Annotated in this window: 13 protein-coding genes and 3 pseudogenes; 3 read left to right on the top strand and 13 right to left on the bottom strand. The window is 72.1% G+C overall.

The window, feature by feature from the left end; genetic code table 11:
* The 4 genes and pseudogenes from ABZT17_RS04895 to ABZT17_RS04910 form a co-directional block, all read right to left on the bottom strand.
* A pseudogene (locus ABZT17_RS04895) lies at positions 1-95 on the bottom strand (MBL fold metallo-hydrolase); the annotation flags it as partial.
* A 47-nt stretch (positions 96-142) separates the two neighbouring features.
* Positions 143-760, bottom strand: coding sequence for a DsbA family protein (locus ABZT17_RS04900; protein ID WP_356343761.1), 618 nt, complete (start codon positions 758-760; stop codon positions 143-145).
* A 152-nt stretch (positions 761-912) separates the two neighbouring features.
* A complete protein-coding gene (locus tag ABZT17_RS04905) occupies positions 913-1,407 on the bottom strand; it encodes a MarR family transcriptional regulator (protein WP_356343764.1) in 495 nt (164 codons plus the stop codon).
* Between the two features lie 120 nt (positions 1,408-1,527).
* Positions 1,528-1,650 (bottom strand): substrate-binding domain-containing protein, encoded by a 123-nt coding sequence (locus tag ABZT17_RS04910; protein WP_356343766.1) that lies wholly within the window; start codon positions 1,648-1,650, stop codon positions 1,528-1,530.
* Between the two features lie 357 nt (positions 1,651-2,007).
* On the opposite strand from ABZT17_RS04910, the gene ABZT17_RS04915 reads away from it, so the two are divergent.
* Complete coding sequence (locus ABZT17_RS04915; protein ID WP_356343768.1) at positions 2,008-3,075, top strand: LacI family DNA-binding transcriptional regulator; 1,068 nt, start codon at positions 2,008-2,010, stop codon at positions 3,073-3,075.
* 297 nt (positions 3,076-3,372) lie between these two features.
* Entirely contained in the window at positions 3,373-5,430 is a 2,058-nt protein-coding gene (locus ABZT17_RS04920) for an RICIN domain-containing protein (protein WP_356343770.1), read from the top strand.
* Here the strand turns inward: ABZT17_RS04920 and ABZT17_RS04925 are convergent.
* The 4 genes and pseudogenes from ABZT17_RS04925 to ABZT17_RS04940 all read right to left on the bottom strand — a co-directional run bounded on the left by ABZT17_RS04925 (position 5,423) and on the right by ABZT17_RS04940 (position 8,841).
* Complete coding sequence (locus ABZT17_RS04925) at positions 5,423-5,566, bottom strand: hypothetical protein (protein ID WP_356343772.1); 144 nt, start codon at positions 5,564-5,566, stop codon at positions 5,423-5,425. The genes ABZT17_RS04920 and ABZT17_RS04925 overlap by 8 nt on opposite strands.
* A 47-nt stretch (positions 5,567-5,613) precedes the next feature.
* Positions 5,614-5,892: pseudogene (locus ABZT17_RS04930) on the bottom strand (helix-turn-helix transcriptional regulator); the annotation flags it as partial.
* A 73-nt stretch (positions 5,893-5,965) separates the two neighbouring features.
* A complete protein-coding gene (locus ABZT17_RS04935; RefSeq protein ID WP_356343774.1) occupies positions 5,966-7,507 on the bottom strand; it encodes a glycoside hydrolase family 43 protein in 1,542 nt (513 codons plus the stop codon).
* A 164-nt stretch (positions 7,508-7,671) separates the two neighbouring features.
* Positions 7,672-8,841, bottom strand: a complete 1,170-nt coding sequence (locus ABZT17_RS04940; RefSeq protein ID WP_356343776.1) for an MFS transporter — start codon at positions 8,839-8,841, stop codon at positions 7,672-7,674.
* Positions 8,842-8,995: 154 nt separating this feature from the next.
* Here ABZT17_RS04940 and ABZT17_RS04945 point away from each other — a divergent pair, with 154 nt between their 5' ends.
* Positions 8,996-10,537: a CYTH and CHAD domain-containing protein gene (locus tag ABZT17_RS04945; RefSeq protein ID WP_356343780.1), complete on the top strand. Its 1,542-nt coding sequence runs from the start codon at positions 8,996-8,998 to the stop codon at positions 10,535-10,537.
* A 72-nt stretch (positions 10,538-10,609) separates the two neighbouring features.
* Here the strand turns inward: ABZT17_RS04945 and ABZT17_RS04950 are convergent, their stop codons facing one another.
* From ABZT17_RS04950 to ABZT17_RS04970, 5 genes and pseudogenes are all read right to left on the bottom strand, one after another.
* Positions 10,610-12,349, bottom strand: a complete 1,740-nt coding sequence (locus tag ABZT17_RS04950; protein ID WP_356343782.1) for a serine/threonine-protein kinase — start codon at positions 12,347-12,349, stop codon at positions 10,610-10,612.
* 119 nt (positions 12,350-12,468) lie between these two features.
* Positions 12,469-13,054 (bottom strand): annotated as a pseudogene (locus ABZT17_RS04955) (response regulator transcription factor).
* A gap of 136 nt (positions 13,055-13,190) precedes the next feature.
* On the bottom strand, positions 13,191-14,735 hold the full coding sequence (gene metG / locus ABZT17_RS04960; protein ID WP_356343784.1) for a methionine--tRNA ligase: 1,545 nt from the start codon (positions 14,733-14,735) through the stop codon (positions 13,191-13,193).
* Positions 14,736-14,949: 214 nt separating this feature from the next.
* Positions 14,950-15,984 (bottom strand): alcohol dehydrogenase catalytic domain-containing protein, encoded by a 1,035-nt coding sequence (locus ABZT17_RS04965; RefSeq protein ID WP_356343787.1) that lies wholly within the window; start codon positions 15,982-15,984, stop codon positions 14,950-14,952.
* Positions 15,981-16,397, bottom strand: a complete 417-nt coding sequence (locus tag ABZT17_RS04970) for a helix-turn-helix domain-containing protein (RefSeq protein ID WP_356343789.1) — start codon at positions 16,395-16,397, stop codon at positions 15,981-15,983. The genes ABZT17_RS04965 and ABZT17_RS04970 overlap by 4 nt, the downstream gene beginning before the upstream one ends.
* Positions 16,398-16,428 lie beyond the last annotated feature (31 nt).

Raw genomic sequence — 16,428 nt, forward strand, 5'->3', positions numbered from 1 at the left:
AGGGCCTCGGTCTCGCCGGTGACGAGGGTGGCGGTCTTGTTCTTGCTGCCGGCCGGGAAGTCCAGGTCCAGGACCTTGAAGGACAGAGTGCTCATGGATGACTCCTTGAAGGGAGAGGGGAGTGGGGTGGGGACGGGGAGGATCAGGGGGTACGAAGGGTCGCCAGCTGTCGGTCGACCTCGTCGGCGTTGGCGTGGCCATGGGCCACGGGGGCGATCAGGTCGCCGTCGACGGCCAGGAGCGTGGGGAACCCGGTGACGCCCAGCGAGGCGGACCGGTGGAAGTCGGCCTCCGCGGCCACCCGTCCCTCGGCTCCTTCGAAGGCGGCCACCACGGCGTCGGCGTCCAGTCCGGCGTCCTCGGCGACCTTCCGGTAGGTCGCGGGGTCGGAGAGGCTCAGGCCGTCGACGTAGAAGGCCCGCTGCACGGCGACGGCCAGCTCCACCGCACGGGCCGGAGCCGCCTGGCGCAGGGCGGCGAGCCCGCGCGCGGCGGCCTCCGAGTCCATCACGAACGAGCCGTCGGCGATCAGCCGCTCGTACGCCTCGCCGAACTCGGCGCCCGTCAGCTCGGCGATCTTGGCGTTCGCGCCCTGGACATAGCCGAACTCGCGGATCGGTACTCGGCGCGACCCGGTGAACAGGCCGCCGGAGACGACCTCGACCGGCAGCTCCGGATGGCGGGAGGCGACCTCGCTCAGCGTTCCGGAGAACCCGTGCGACCAGCCGCAGTAGGCGTCGAAGACATAGACGAGCTTCATCGAAGACCTCGGCAGAGGGTGGCGCCCGCCGGTTGCGAGCGATTCATCTGACAGAACAATAACTGACGCGTCAGATATTTCGCGGCGCTTGTGAGCTGGGACACATGGGTTCGGCTGAGATCATTACATCAGCGTTGCCGCTGGTCCGCAGGTCAGGGCAGACGCGGCAGCGTGTCCCGGGCCGAGTGGCTGAGGATGCGGAGATCCTCCGCGAACCGCTTCCGGTCGGCCGCGGGCAGGGGGGCCACGAAGTACCGCTTGATGTTCTCCAGGTGGACCCGGGACGCGTGTACGGCGGTCTCCTCGCCCTGTGCGGTCAACCGCACCAGCTTCCCGCGCCGGTCGTCCGGATCCTCCGTGCGCTCGACCAGCCCGGCCGCCTCCATGCGGTCCACCAACCGGGTGGCGCCGCCCGTGGTCAGGATCTGTTCCTGGGCGACGGCCCGCATGGAAAGCCCCGGCCGGCCCGCCCGGCCGAGGATCAGCAGGACCTCGAACATCAAGTGGCTGATGCCGCACTCCACCTCGAGCGCTCGGCCGAGAATGTACTCCAGGCGGTTGGCCGCGCCCTGCAGCCGGCCGAACGCCAAGATGAGTTCGTGATCCGCGGCCTCCTTCGCCGTCGTGATCTCAGCCTGCTCGTCCACGCGTGTGCCACCCCTCTGGTCGTCCCGGTAGCAGCGTACCGATCATGTGTCGCGGAGCCGGTGAAACCGTGTACATGAGCCGCTGGGCCACGGGTGCCGTGGCCCAGCGGCGCCGGGCCGTCACTGCGCCGGGTGCCCCGTCGACCGGCGCGGGACCAGGGTGGAGGAGAGGGTGACCCTGGTCGACGGACGGCCGCGATCGGTGATCCGCTCCAGAAGCAGCCGTACGGCGTTCCTGCCCATCTCGTCGCCGGCCTGGTCGGTCGACCCTGGTGAGGGAGATCGGGCCGAACGCGGCGAACGTGGGTTTGTCGTAGCAGGCGTCGCATGACGGGAAGTGGTCGGCGAAGGGACCGGAAGCGAACGCGATCGGACAGAACCGATCGGTGGATGCGTCGAAGAGTGAACGTTCGGCAGGGTCGATGTCAAGGCTCGATGGACGAGGTGCCGAATCCGCCCCGATGTCCGGCCTGCGTGGAAGAAGTGCCGCGCATCCCCTTGACGCGCGGGCTTGGGGCTGCGTACATATGACCGCGCGGTCAGTGACCGCGCGGTCATACGGTTGACCTCGTTCGATGGGTACAGCTGTTGGGAGCTCTCATGACACGAGCGGTGGGGCGGAGCGCGGCGTCAGCCGCGCCTCGCAGCGCGGACGTGGCCCAGGTGGCCGGGGTCTCACGCAAGACGGTGTCGCGGGTCCTCAACAACGAGCCGTACGTCTCCGACGAGGTCCGCCGGCGTGTTCTCGAGGCCGCCGAGCAGCTCGGTTACCGGCTGAACCACGCGGCCAGGGCGCTGGCCTCGGGCCGGAACCGTTCCATCGGCGTCGTCGCCCTCGGGACGGCCGGATACGGCACGGCCTCACTGCTGGTGGGCATCGAGAAGGCCGTACGGGACGCCGGTTACGCGTTGCGGGTGGTCAACACGGTGGACGGGGATCCCGACGGCATCGCCGGCGCCGTGATGTCGCTTCTGGAACAGGGAGTTGACGGTGTCGTCGTCTCCGAACCCATCGTGGAGGGCGAGATCCCCCTCCGGGTCGACGTGCCCGTGCTGTTCCTCGGCGCACCGCCGGCCTTCGTCTCGGCCCGGACCGTGAGCGTGGGCGTCGGTGCCCACGCGCTGGCCAGGGCCGCCACCGAACACCTGCTGGACCTGGGCCACACCACCGTCCACCACCTCGCCGGACCACGACGCTGGTATGCCTCGAAGGACCGTGTCGAGGGCTGGCGGGCGGCGTTGGCCGCGCGGGGCGCGCAGGAGCCGCCGGTGGTCGAGGGGGACTGGTCGGCCGCCTCCGGCTACGAGGCGGGACGGGAGCTGGCCGCGGACGATTCCGTGACCGCGGTGTTCGTGGCGGGCGACGAGATGGCCATCGGCCTGATCCACGCCCTGCGCGAGGCCGGCCGGCGTGTGCCCGAGGACGTCAGCGTGGTCGGTTTCGACGGCAACCCCGTCTTCGCCTACGTCACGCCGCCCCTGACCACCGTGAGCCAGCCCTTCGACGCCGCCGCACGAGAGGGAATCAGACTGCTCGTGCACGCCATCGAGGAGCCGGAGACCGAACTGCCGCCGGCGAGCGAGCCACCGGTCGAACTCGTCGTCCGCGGCTCGACCGCACCGCCGCCGTCCCACCAGGACCGGACGGCACCGTCCGCCGCCGACTGAACCATCCCCGGCAGGGGCCGGGCGCGGACCGCGCGCCCGCAACAGCCTCTTCCGCAGACCCCCTTCCGCACGCTCTTCCACTTCGACTGCCGGTTCGCCGCGTCACCAGGCCGCACCGTGGCTTCGGAGCGCTCGACGGCGTCTCGACGGCGTCTCGACGGCGCCCCGGCATCGTCCGCACGGCCGCCCGCGCCGATGCCGCCGCGCCGCCGCCCCTTGATTCCGCCGTCCCGCCCGGCTCGACCCGGGTGGCGGCGGGCACCGAAACACCCCCCATCCCTTCCCCTGGGAGCCGCAATGTCCCCTGCGCAGACAGGCGCCAGATCCGGCGCCGCTCCGCGTTCCCGTCCCCTCTCCCTGCTGTTGACGGCGTTCGGTCTGATCGCCGCCATGGCGACGCTGATGCTGCCGGCCGCGGGCCGGGCGGACGCCCTCGCCCGTCCCTCGCAGACGCTGTACACCCCGCCCTCGAACGCGCCCTCGCCCGGCTCGTTCTATCCGCGGGCCCTGCGCCTGGAGCACAACGGCTCGGCCAACGGCACCATCCTCGCCACGTTCGAGCAGTACACCAGCGGTACGCCCGTCTTCCCGATCTACCGCAGCACCGACAACGGCAACTCCTGGACGAAGCTCTCCGACGTCACCGACACCCAGAACGGCTGGGGCATGCGCTGGGAGCCGCAGCTGTTCGAACTGCCCACCGCGATGGGCGACTTCCCGGCCGGAACCGTCCTGGCCGCCGGTGACTCGGTGCCCGGCGACCGGTCGGCGTCCAAGATCGACCTGTACGCCAGTACCGACCGCGGACAGACCTGGACCTTCGTCACCAACATCGCCACCGGCGGACCGGCGTTCTCCACCAACGGCTACACCCCTGTCTGGGAGCCGTTCTTCCTCTACGCCAACGGCAAGCTGATCGTCTACTACTCCGACCAGCGCGACACGAACTACGGCCAGAAGATCGACCACCAGGTCTCCACGGACCTGCGGACCTGGGGCCCGGTCGTGGACGACGTGACGAAGCCGACCTACTCCAAGCGGCCGGGCATGCCGGTGGTCACCCAGCTGCCCAACCGCACCTACGTGATGACCCACGAGTACTGCGGTGCCCCCGAGGGCGGCTGCTCCGTGTACTACAAGATCTCCGCCGATCCCGAGGCGTTCAATTCGGCCACCGACCAGGTGCTGCGGGCGACGGACGGCACCATCCCCAGCGGTGCGCCCTACGTCACCTGGCTGCCCGCGGGCGGCCCGAACGGCACCCTCGTCGTCAGCGGCGACAGCCAGGACGACCTGTTCGTCAACACCCAGAACGGCGCGGCGGGCGCCTGGACCCGTATGCGCTCCAATGTCGCCGGCGGCTACAGCCGCGGCATGCTCCCGCTGCCCGACGGCCACAGCCTGCTGGTGCTGAGCGGGGGGCGCGCACGGAGCTCCGGCGTGAATCCGGTGACGTACAGCACCGTCGACCTGGGCGGAGGCATCTCGGACGGTGCCACCTACACCGTGTCCAACGCCAACAGCGGTCTGAAGCTCACCATCGCGGGCGCCTCCACCGCCAACGGCACCACCGCCACCCAGCAGAGCACCGACAACGCCACCGACCAGCAGTGGCGCTTCGTGCAGCAGACCTCCGGCTACTTCAAGGTCTTCAACGTCGCCACCGGCAAGGTCCTCGGTGTGCAGAACCAGTCCACCGCCAACGGCGCGGCGGTCCTGCAGTGGGACGACAACGGCACCCTCGACCACGAGTGGGCCGTGGCCCCGAATCCGGCGGGCGGCTACACGCTCACCAACCGCCTCACCGGCACGTACCTGGAGATCCCGAACGCCTCCACCGCGACCGGCACCGGCGCGGACGTGTGGTCCGGCACCGGCTGCGCCTGTCAGCGCTGGAACCTCACCCAGACCGCTCTGCCCCCGCTGGGCACCGGCCAGTACGTCCTCGTCAACAAGAACAGCGGAAAGTACCTCGACATCCCCAAGGACTCCACGGCCACGGGTACGGCCGCCGACCAGTGGTCGGACTCGGCCTGCTTCTGCCAGCTCTTCGGCTTCCAGTCCGCGGGCGGCGGAGCCTGGACCGTCAAGGGTGTCAGCAGCGGCCTCAACCTGGACATCGGCAACGGCTCCACCGCCGCCGGCGCGGCGGTCGTACAGAACACGCCGTCGTCCGCCGCCTCGCAGAAGTGGACCCTCACCGACGCGGGCAACGGCTACTACCGGCTCAAGAACGTGGGCAGCGGTCTCAGCGTCGGCGTCGCCCAGTCCTCCACCAGTGACGGCGCCGCCGTCGTCCAGTGGAACGACCTGAACGTCGACGACCAGCTCTGGAAGATCGTCCGGATCAACTGAGCGAGTGCGGGCACAGCTCATCGGTACGGCCGGCGCGCATCAGCGCGAGTGCCGCCTGCGGTACGACGGTCGAGGCCGCCACCGTACCGATGAGCGCCGGTGAGGTTCGGGCCGCGCCGGTGGGCAGGTCCGTCATGTCGTGGTCGAGCGGGACGACGCCGAGGGGCGGATGCCGGGGCGTCCGGCGGCGCGCGCCAGCTCGTACAGGTGGGCACGTTCGGCGTCGTCCAGCTGGAGGGCGTCCGCGATGGCGTCCAGGACCCCGTCCGAGGCCCCGGCGAGGCGGCCGCGCTCCAGGCGCACGTAGTAGTCGACGCTGACACCGGCGAGCAGGGCGACCTCCTCCCGGCGCAGGCCCGGCACGCGGCGGTTCCCGCCGTAGGCGGGCAGTCCCGCCTGCCGCGGGGTGATCTTCGCGCGACAGGCGGCCAGGAACTCACGGATGTCGCTCTCGGTACTCACGCATTCCAGGCTAGATCGGACAGCGCACCTGCGCCGGGCCCGGCTCGAGGAGGAGCCCCGGAACGCGTCGCCGTCACAGAGCCCGCAGCTCGAACCAGTCGAAGGCCACGCTGCCCCTGGTGGCGTACATGCCGAAGACCCGTCCGGTGAAGCCACCGGCGACCTCGGTGGTCAGATAGCGGCCGTCGAGCTCCGCGAGGACCTCGAAGCCACCGCCCTCCGTCTCGTACCCCAGCACCAGCGCGTCGGGCCCGCCCCGCCGCAGCCCGGCCGTCGGATCCTCCCCGTCCGGACCCATGGCCCGGGACGTGACGGCGGGAGGCAGTACGTCAGAGGTCGTGACGTCGATCCGCAGCGTCAACGCCCCTTCTCCTACGGCCTGTTCGGCGACGGCGTGCCGCAGCGGGCCGATCCGCGCCACCGCACGGACCGTACCGTCGGCCACCTCGACCTCGTAGTGGTGCGCCTCGTCCAGCCGCACAACGAGCCCGCCCCGGCCCCCTTCGGCGACCTCGATCAGGGTGCGCGCGCTGCACTCGGGGTCACGCTGGCGCCGGCCCACGAAGAGCGCGCCGGGCCGGTCCAGGGTGTCCCCGCGAGCGTGCAGGACCAAGTGGCCCGGCCGCTCGTCGAGTCGTACGGCTTCCGGGTCCTGTCGCCGCAGCTGCACCCAGCGGGGTGCGAGGGCGGGGGAGTCGAAGTCGTCGCGGGGCGGCTCCTGCGGCCAGGGGTGCGGGGTCAACTCCGGTGCGGGGGAGCGCAGTTCGAGCGGGCCCGGCAGCGGCCAGCCGTCCTCCCAGGTCACCGGGGTCAGGAAGGTCTCGCGGCCCATGCCGTGGTAGAGGGGGGTGTCGCCGCGCGGCCGGGTGCCCAGCAGCACCATCCACCAGGTGCCGTCGTGCGCCTGGACGAGGTCGGCGTGACCGGTGTTCTGGATGGGGTGGTTGGTGCTGCGGTGGGACAGCACGGGGTTGGCCGGGTGCGGTTCGAACGGGCCCGGCAGGGTGCGGGCCCGGGCGATGGACAGGGCGTGTCCGCGTTCGGTGCCGCCTTCCGACAGCAGCAGGTACCACCACTCGCCGATCCGGTACAGGTGCGGGCCCTCGGGGTACTGCAGTCCGGTGCCCGACCACAACCGCACCGGCTCGCCCAGCAGTTCGCCGGACTTCGGGTCGACGCGCACCGCGCGGATGCCGTCGTTCGAGTAGACGCACCAGCAGGTGCCGTCCTCCTCCCAGGAGAGGGAGGGGTCGATGCCGGGAATGGCGATCGGGACGGGGTCCGACCAGGGGCCGGCCGGGTCCTCGGCGGTCACCAGGATGTTGCCCTGCCCCGCGACCACGGTCGTGATCAGCCAGAACAGGCCGTCGTGGTGGCGCAGGGTGGGCGCGTAGACCCCCGTGGAGGCGGGCGCGGTGTCGGGAAGGGCCATCTGCGAGGGCCGGTCCAGGGCGTGACCGATCAGCCGCCAGTGCACGAGGTCGCGGCTGTGCCAGAGAGGCACACCGGGGACGTACTCGAAGCTGGAGGTGGCCACGTAGTAGTCGTCACCGACCCGGCAGATGCTCGGGTCGGGGCTGAAGCCGGGGATCACCGGATTGTCGTGGAACGCCATGTCCTGTCCGTCCTCGGGAGTGCGGCCGACGGTATGCGTTGAAGCGATTCGACGACCGAGCTTCCCCGGCCAGCCTCATCAGGGAACGTTACCCGGCATCCCGTCCGCCGTGAATATCGAAGCGCTTCGATCGTTCCGGGGAGATCAGGGGAGATCAGGAGAGATCAGGGGGAGAAACGGTGCGTCATGGCCCCGACGAGTGCGGCCGAGGCCGCCAGGATCGCCACGCTCGTCAGGGCGACGGGCAGGGAGAACCAGTCGGCCATGAAGCCGATCGCGGGCGGGCCGAGGAGCATGCCGCCGTAGCCGAGGGTGGACGCGATGGCGACTCCGTCGGGGCCGGCCAGGGTGCCGGCGCGTTCGACGGCGACCGGGAAGAGGTTGGCCAGTCCGAGGCCGGTGATCACGAAGCCGAGCAGGGCGGCCCACAGGGTCGGCGCGAGCGCGCCGAGCAGCATGCCGGCCGCGGCGGTCGTGCCGCCGTGGACCAGGGTGCGGGTTCTGCCCACGCGTTCGAGCAGCTTTGTGCCGGACAGGCGGCCGATCGTCATGGCGAGGGCGAAGCACGAGTAACCGATCGCCGCGGCGCCGGGCGTCGCGCCGAGGTCCTGCTCCAGGTGCAGGGCGCTCCAGTCGGCCAGGGCGCCCTCGCCGTAGGCGGTGCACAGGGCGATCAGGCCGAAGGTGACGACGAGACCACGGGTGCCGGCGTTCATCCGCCGCGTCGGTGAGTCCGGTGGGCGCCGCTCCTGGGGCGGCGTCGGCGGCTCGATGCGCAACAGGGTGCGGCCGACCAGCGTGGTGACGAGCAGGCCGATGGCGGTCAGGCCCAGCAGATGCCGGGTGGGGGACAGTGTTCCGGCCACGAGCGCGCCCAGCCCCGCGCCCGTCATGCCGCCGAGGCTGAACGCGGCGTGGAAGCTGGGCATGATGGGGCGCCGCAGGGTCCGCACCAGGTCGACCGCGGCGCTGTTGAAGGCCACGTTGATACCGCCGTACGCGCTGCCGAAGAGCAGGAGCACGGCGCCCAGGGCGAGCGCCGAGTGGGTCAGCGGGGGCAGCGCGACGCTGAGGGAGAGCAGGATGCCGCAGACCACGGTGACGGGGTGGCTGCCGTAGCGGCGGCAGAGCCGGCCGGTGAGCATCATCGTGACGACGGCGCCGGCGGAGACGCCGAGGAGGGCGAGGCCGAGGGTGCCGGCCGAGGCGCCGGTCTGCTGCTTGATGGCGGGGATGCGGACGACCCAGCCGGCGAAGATGAAGCCGTCGAGGGCGAAGAAGAGGGTCAGAGCGATACGGAGCCGGGTCAGGTCGGTGGTGCGGTCGCCCGGCACGTCATTGTGCGATCGGGATTTGTTTATTTGCGGCACAAAAGAAGGCTAGGCGGGTCGTGCGACTGGGGCAAGGTGGTCGTGGGGGCTGGGCGCGAGTGTCCGAGATACGGCTGCACGCGTGTTTGGGCTGCTCCGAGAGGAGTACGCGGAGGATATGACCATCCGATCCCAACGTGAGACAGAGCGAAAGTACGATGCCGCGTCGGTCGACGACACCTCGTGGTTCCCCCGGCTCACCCGCGTGAACGGCGTCGCGTCGGTGGTGGAACGGGGCGTCGACGAACTCGACGCGGTGTACTACGACACCGACGACCTGCGGCTGGCGGGAGCCTCGGCCACCCTCCGGCGGCGGACCGGCGGGGCCGACGCGGGCTGGCATCTGAAGCTGCCCCTGTCCGGGGACAGCCGGGAGGAGGTATCCGCCCCGCTCTCGGACACGGTTCCCGACACCCTGCGCGAACTGGCCCTTTCCCGCTCCAGGGGAGCGGAGCTGACACCGGCGGTGCGGATCCGGTCCACCCGCAGGACATGGCACCTCACCGATTCCGGCGGCACGGTACGCGCCGAACTGACCCTCGACCGGGTCCGCGCCGAGTCGCTGCGGGCCATGACCACCCTGGCCGCCTGGACCGAGATGGAGGTCGAGCTCGCCGAGGACGCCGAACCCGGCCTGCTGGACCAGGTGGAGAAGAGGCTGCGCAAGAACGGCGTCGTCCGCGCGGACAACCCGTCCAAGCTCGCCCGGGCCCTCGACGCGACGGGGCTGGGCGCGCCGCGCCTGCCTGACGCCCGCGCCGAGAACGTCGTACCCGGCTCGGCCGGCGATCATCTGCTCACCTACCTCGAGGAGCAGATCCGCGCCCTGGTGGACCTCGATCCCGCGGTACGCCGGGAGCGGCCCGACTCGGTGCACCGGATGCGGGTCGCCTGCCGTCGACTGCGCAGCGTCCTTCGGTCCTACCGGTCGGTGCTGGACCGGCAAGCCACCGACCCGATCCGCGCGGACCTGAAGTGGCTGGGCGGCGAGCTGGGCGTGGAGCGCGACCAGGAGGTGCTGATGGAGCGGCTCGGCGCGCGCGTCGCGGCCGAACCCCCCGAGCTGGTCCTCGGGCCCGTCGCCGCCAGGCTGAAGGCGTGGAACGTCACCCACGCCGCCGAGGCGCGTCGACGCAGTCTCGAAGCTCTGCGCTCACCCCGCTATCTGGCCCTGCTGGACTCGCTGGCCGCGCTCACCGAGTGTCCGCCGCTGCGCCGCAGGGCCGCGCGCAAACCGAGGAAGGTGATGGTCAAGGCGATCCTCAAGGAGTACGACCGCCTGGCCGCGCGGACGTCGCACGCGCTGGAGCTGTCTCCCGGAGCGGAACGGGACACCGCCCTCCACGAGGCCCGCAAATCGGCCAAGAAGACGCGCTACGCCACCGAACCGGCGCGTGCCTCGCTCGGCAAGCCGGCCAAGCGGCTCGGCAGGCGCGTGAAGGCCGTGCAGAAGGTGCTGGGGGACCATCAGGACAGCGTCGTGGCCCGCGACGCCCTGCGGGAACTGGCAATCTCGGCGCACGCGGCCGGTGAACCCGGCTTCACCTGGGGCCTGTTGTACGGCACGGAGCAGGCCGTGGCCGCGGAGCGCGAACGGGAGCTCCCGTCCGCCTGGGCCGAGGCGTCCGAGCCCCGCCTGCGCAAGAAGCTCGCCCGCTGACGCCTGCCCGCTGACGCTCGCCCCGCGCGCGTTCGCCCGGCCCGCGATCCGGCCCGTGATCCGGTCGCGCGGTCAGGGCGCCGGGAGTTCGGACGCCGTGAACCGTTCGAACCCCGCGTGGAAGGCCGTGCCCCGGGGATCGGTCGCGCTGTAGTGGAAGGCGGCCACCCCGCAGCCCCGGTCGGCGAAGGCGGCGCCGGTGTAGGAGGCCACCAGGGTGCCGTCCACGGCCAGCCGCACCCTGATCTGGCCCCGGCCGGCCGAGGAACAGGTCATCGACATGTCGACCTGCTGCCGGTCGTCGACCTTCAGGCCCAGGTCCGCGAGGTCGACCTCGACGACCCGGTCGTGCTGGAAGGCTCCCTTGTACCGGAACTCGCGCACGATCAGGGCCTCCTGACCAGTGGTCAGATACGTCGCCCAGCGGGAGCCCCGCTGGTAGTCCCCGGAGCCGTCGCACCACAGGCCGACCCCGCCCTCGCCGCCGTACCACTCGGTCTGCGTGCTCAGTTCGACCGCGAAGGAGGACGGTGCGAAGGGCGCCTGCGGCCACACCTCCAGCTCGGTCCTCGGGTCCACCAGCATGGTCCCGCCCTGGTGCGTGACCTTCGCCAGGGCCGGGTCCTTGTGCGTCCAGTCTCCTGAGTCGGTCAAGTCATCGGTGTAGGTGAGGAGTTGGGAACCACCGGAGCCGCCTGAGCCGCCGGAGCTCCCGGACGACGACAGCACGGAGGCCGAGCCACGCGCCTGCGGACCGTCCTTCGCCGACGAGCCTCCCGAGGTGGTGCTGAGCACGATGGCGAGCAGTACCGCCGCAGCGGCGCTGCCGGCGGCGAACCCCCACAGCCGCAGCTGCCTGGAACTCGCACCGGGACGGCCACCACCGCCCCAGCGGCCGACAGGCTGCACCGGTTGGGGTTGGGGTTGGGGCTGGGGCACCCCGGTTTCCGTCCGCCTGCCTGCGGCAGATCCCGCCGACCCCGCCGACCCCGCCGATGCCGGCGACTCCGCCCACCCCGTCGGCTCCGCCGCGCCCGCGAGCCGGGCGACCAGCTGGGCGGCCGTGGGGCGTTCCGCCGGGTTCCTGCGCAGACAGTCCGCGATCACCGAACGGACCGGCTCCGGCACCTCCGTGAGATCGGCGTCGCGGGTGCACACGGCGACGAGCACCTCGTAGTCGCTCTCCCCGTCGAAGGGATGGCGTCCGGTGGCGGCGAAGTACAGGGTGCCGCCGAGGGAGAACACGTCGGAGGCGGCGGTGATCCCGCGCGACTGGACCTGTTCGGGCGACATGTACGCGGGTGAGCCGAGCACACTGCCCGGTGTGGTGAGCGCCGATTCGAGCAGCCGGTCGTCCCGGGCGATCCCGAAGTCGATGATCCGCGGACCGTCCGGGGAGAGCAGGATGTTGGACGGCTTGATGTCCCGGTGCACCACGCCCACCCGGTGCACCTGCGCCAACGCGTGCGCCACGGCCAGCGCCAGGGACTGGAGCCGCCCGGACGGCAGGGGACCGTTGGCGGCCACGTGCTGGTGGATCGTGGGCCCCGGGACGTACTCGCTGACGATGTACGGATGCCGCCCCGCCAGGTCGGCGTCGAGGACTCGCGCCGTGGCGAGCTCACCGACCCGGCTCGCGGCGCCGAACTCCCGGCGTACCCGGGCGAGCGCGACCTCGTCGTACTCCTTGCCCGGCAGCAGGAACTTCACCACGACCCGGCGTCCCGTCCGGTCCCGGGCGAGCCACACCACCCCCTGGCCGCCCCGGCCGAGCTCGCGCTCGCAGACGTATCCCCCCACCGACAACTGCATCCGCGGATCCATGCCGCCGCCCCCGCCCCCAGCCCGCCCCCGGTCCATGGCCGCTTCCCAGCGTATCGGCTGCCCGGGGCGGTGAGAGGCGGGTTGGCCGGGACCGGGGGCGCCCGCCCCTACAGTGCGCCGTGCAGTGCGCCGGACCTGACGCCCACCCGGAAGCCCACGCCCCGCACCGCCTCGATCGACAGGGCGTCACCGAGCTTGTGGTGCAGGGCCGTCACATGGGTGTCGAGGGTCTTGGTCGGGCCGAGCCAGTTGCTCGACGCCGTCCAGGAAGGCGCGGTGGGCCCGCCGGTCCACGGTCACCCTGCCGTAGGTGTCGCATTGCCGGTGGAGCCTGCCGTCCCCGGTCCGGGGTCTGCGCAGCACCGCCCGGATCCGGGCGATCAGTTCACGGACCAGGAAGGGCTTCACGATGTAGTCGTCCGCGCCGAGTTCGAGTCCGACGACCTTCTCCGTCTCGCTGTCCCGCCCGCTGATCATGATGACCGGCACATCGCCGCGGGCGCGCAACTCCCGGCAGACGTCCAGGCCGTCGATGTCGGGCAGCCCCAGATCGAGCAGCACCAGGTCCGGCGTCCGCGCGGCGAACGCGTCCTGACCGGTGGAGACCCAGGTCACGTCATATCCGTAGCGGGCGAGGCCGCGCTGCAGGGGCTCGGCGACGGCTCGGTCGTCCTCTACGAGGAGTACGTGCACGAGGTTCTCCAGTGGGGTGCGCGGGACGGTGGGGGGAGCACGTCCCGAAGGTACGTCGGCGCCCGGCCGCCGTCCTCCGCCCTGGGAGCGAAGTCGTGGCCGTCCAGTAGTACGGGGGTACCAGTCGCTCTCCTCCCTACGGCCCCACCGGACGCCGGTCGGGGGCGGACTCCCGGAGGCGGGGGAAGAGCGGCTGCGAGGGGGGCAGGACGCCCGCCACCGGCGTCACCCGCTCCGCGATCCGTGCGGCGGCACCGGGGATGAAGGGCCACAGCTCCTCGGCCAGAACACGGCAGGCCGTCACCAGCGCCGCGAGCACCGCGTCGAGGCGTTCGGCGGCACGGGCGTTGCCCTGGCGCTCCGCCCTCGCCAGCTCCCACGGGCGGGTGGCGTCGACGCAGCGGTCGGCCTCCTCGACGACGGCCCAGACGGCGTCGGCGGCACGCCGGAAGTCGTAGCCGGCCAGCGCGGTGTCGATCAGCCCGGGAGCCCGCTCGCAGGCGTCGAGCAGGGCCGCCACGGCGAACCGGTCGGTGCCGGGGGAGGGCACCGCCCCGCCGCGGTAGCGATGGACCATCGTCACGACCCGGTGGACGAGGTTGCCGAGACCGCCGGCGAAGTCCGCGTCGGCGCGGTCGACGAGCCGGTCGGCGGTGAAGTCGGTGTCCCCGACGCGCGGCACCTCGCGCAGCAGCCACCAGCGCACCGCGTCCGTGCCGTACGCCTCGGTCAGGGCGATCGGATCGACGGTGGTGGCCCCGGACTTGCTGATCTTGCGGCCGTCGACCGTGAGGTAGTCGTGGACCAGGACGTCGGTGGGCAGCGGCAGCCCCGCCGAGAGCAGGATCGCCGGCCAGTACACGGCGTGGAAACGCACCACGCCCTTGCCGACCAGGTGGACACGGCGGTCGCCGGTCACCCACCACCGCTCGTACGCCGGGTCGTCGGTGCCGTAGCCGAGGCTGGTGACGTAGTTGCCGAGCGCGTCCCACCACACGTACACCACCTGGGACGGGTCGTCGGGCACCGGGATGCCCCAGCCGCGGGCCCGGGTGTGCGAGCGGGAGACGGAGAAGTCGCGCAGTCCGCCGGCGATCAGCGCGAGGACCTCGTTGCGGCGGGCGGCCGGCTCGATGCGCAGGGTGCCGTCGCCGATCAGCTCCTGGAGCCGGCCGGCGTGGCGGGACAGCCGGAAGAACCAGTTCTCCTCCCGGACGGGTTCGGGTGCGGTGCCGTGCTCGGCGCACCGGCCGCCGACCAGCTCGTCCTCGGTGTAGAACTGCTCGCAGCCGACGCAGTACAGACCGTCGTAGGCCTTGCGGTACAGATCGCCGGCCGCGGCGCACCGCCGCCACAGCCGCTCCACGCCGACGCGGTGCCGGGGATCGCTGCTGGTGCGGATGAAGTCGTCGTACGACAGCGCCAGCGGGTCCCGGAGCGCGGCGAAGGCCTCGGCGTTGCGGTCGACCAGGGTCCGTACGTCGACGCCCTCGGCCTCGGCCGCCAGCACGTTCTTGAGGGAGTGGTCGTCGGTACCGCTGAGCAGCCGCACCTGGTCGCCGCGTCGTCGGCGGTGCCGGGCCAGGGTGTCGGCCTGCACCAGCTCCAGGGCGAAGCCGAGATGCGGGCGTGCGTTGACGTAGGGAATGGTCGTGGTGACGAAGTGGCGTCGTGCGGTCATCGGTCCTCCCAGCCGGGTGGCGGGGCCGGGTCGGCGCAACGCGTCGAGGCCCCGTCCCGGGGCCTCGGATTCGGTACGCGTCCGTGCTCAGCAGCCCCGTGAGCGGGGCATCATCCGATGCTGAGGCGAAGGCGTGATCATGGCGTCGAGGGTAGCAAGGAGGGGCCGGAGTGGGCATGCGGTTTTGCCGCCGCCCCACTCCGCGAGGACGCGGTCAGGGGCCGCGGCGGGGGTCCACATGGATCTTGGGGCCGGGTCCGGCGCCGGCCGGTCGTTCACCGGCGAGCACGGGGCCGACCTGGTCCAGGCCCACCGTCGCGGCGACGAGCGGGCGGGGATCGACGGTTCCGTCCGCGTACGCCCGGATGGTGGCCTCAAGGCCCGGGGAGCCGGACAGGACGCCCACCGCCGTCACGTCCTTCAGGACGAGCGCACGGGTGTCGATCCGGCTGGGCCCGCCGGCCAGTCCGATGTACACCACACGGCCGGACGGCTCGACCAACTCGACCGCCGTGTGCGGCAGATGGGCCGCGTTCGTGGCGTCGACGACCGCGTCGAAGGGCAGGTCGGGGACGGAGTCCTCCGGCCACACGTGGCGGAAGCCCAGATCGCGGGCGAAGGACAGCGAGGCCTCGGTGGCGCCCATGAGATGGACCTCGGCGCCGGCCGCGCGGAGGAACATCGCCACCAGCAGCCCTATCGTCCCCGGCCCCAGGACCAGGGCGCGGTCACCGGGCAGCGGCGCGGCGGCCCGGGCGGCGCGCAGCGCGTTGCCGCCCGGCTCCACCAGGGCACCCAGCGCGGCGTCGACCGCGTCGGGCAGGGCGTGCAACGAGAAGGCGGGCACGGCCAGTTGCTCCGCAAGCGCACCGTCCCGCGCCCCGCGGATGCCGACCTCCTGCCGTTTCTCGCACACATGCTGACGGCCCCGCAGACAGCGGCGGCAGCCGCCGCAGCCGAGCATCGTGTCGCCCATGACACGCCGGCCGGCCCAGCCCGGGTCGACGCCCTCGCCGACCGCGGCCACCCGGCCGGCCCACTCGTGGCCCGGCCGCATCGGGTACGTCGAGTGCCCCTGGTGGAGATAGGCCATCGCCCCGGTGAAGAACTCCATGTCGGTGCCGCACACGCCGACCCGCTCGACGTCGACGACCACCTCACCGGGACCGGCCACCGGCGCCGGCACCTCCTGGACCTCGTACGCGCCGGGCGCGGTCAGCACGAACGCGCGGATGAGACGCCCGCTCACCGGGCCTCGCCCAGGCCGCCCAGCAGGGAGCGGATCTCGTCGAGCGCGCCGACCAGCTGGGCGAGCGGTGTGCGACAGGCCGGCGCGCTCACGCCCGCCGCTCCGGAAGGCATCGCGGGCGAGACCAGGTACACCGGCAGCGCGGAGCAGTCGACCCCGGTCCCGGTCCCGGTCCCGGTCCTCTGGCCGGCGAGCCCGGCCCGGCGCAGGGCGTTCAGCGGCCGGTGCACGGTCGGCTCGGGGCTGCCGATCGTCCGGGTCAGCTCGTCCGGACCCGCCCCGTCGGGGTGGCGCGCGAGCTCCTTCAGGACCGCCAGGACCCGGTCCGACCCCACAAGCCGGCTGCTCCCGGCGGCGGTTGACCCGCCCGTGCCGGGGGCTGTCGAGACCTGGTACGTCTGCGTATGCTCCATGATGATCCAGAATTTAGACTGTCGTACCGAT

It is taken from the genome of Streptomyces sp. NPDC005648 (assembly GCF_040605395.1).
In the GTDB taxonomy this organism is placed as follows: Bacteria; Actinomycetota; Actinomycetes; order Streptomycetales; family Streptomycetaceae; genus Streptomyces.

Bases quoted from the DNA above. Each gene is read 5' to 3' on its own strand.
- ABZT17_RS04900 (WP_356343761.1), bottom strand. From the start codon at position 760: ATGAAGCTCGTCTATGTCTTCGACGCCTACTGCGGCTGGTCGCACGGG.
- ABZT17_RS04910 (WP_356343766.1), bottom strand. From the start codon at position 1,650: ATGGGCAGGAACGCCGTACGGCTGCTTCTGGAGCGGATCACCGATCGC.
- ABZT17_RS04915 (WP_356343768.1), top strand. From the start codon at position 2,008: ATGACACGAGCGGTGGGGCGGAGCGCGGCGTCAGCCGCGCCTCGCAGC.
- ABZT17_RS04920 (WP_356343770.1), top strand. From the start codon at position 3,373: ATGTCCCCTGCGCAGACAGGCGCCAGATCCGGCGCCGCTCCGCGTTCC.
- ABZT17_RS04925 (WP_356343772.1), bottom strand. From the start codon at position 5,566: ATGACGGACCTGCCCACCGGCGCGGCCCGAACCTCACCGGCGCTCATC.
- ABZT17_RS04935 (WP_356343774.1), bottom strand. From the start codon at position 7,507: ATGGCGTTCCACGACAATCCGGTGATCCCCGGCTTCAGCCCCGACCCG.
- ABZT17_RS04945 (WP_356343780.1), top strand. From the start codon at position 8,996: ATGACCATCCGATCCCAACGTGAGACAGAGCGAAAGTACGATGCCGCG.
- ABZT17_RS04950 (WP_356343782.1), bottom strand. From the start codon at position 12,349: ATGCAGTTGTCGGTGGGGGGATACGTCTGCGAGCGCGAGCTCGGCCGG.
- metG (WP_356343784.1), bottom strand. From the start codon at position 14,735: ATGACCGCACGACGCCACTTCGTCACCACGACCATTCCCTACGTCAAC.
- ABZT17_RS04970 (WP_356343789.1), bottom strand. From the start codon at position 16,397: ATGGAGCATACGCAGACGTACCAGGTCTCGACAGCCCCCGGCACGGGC.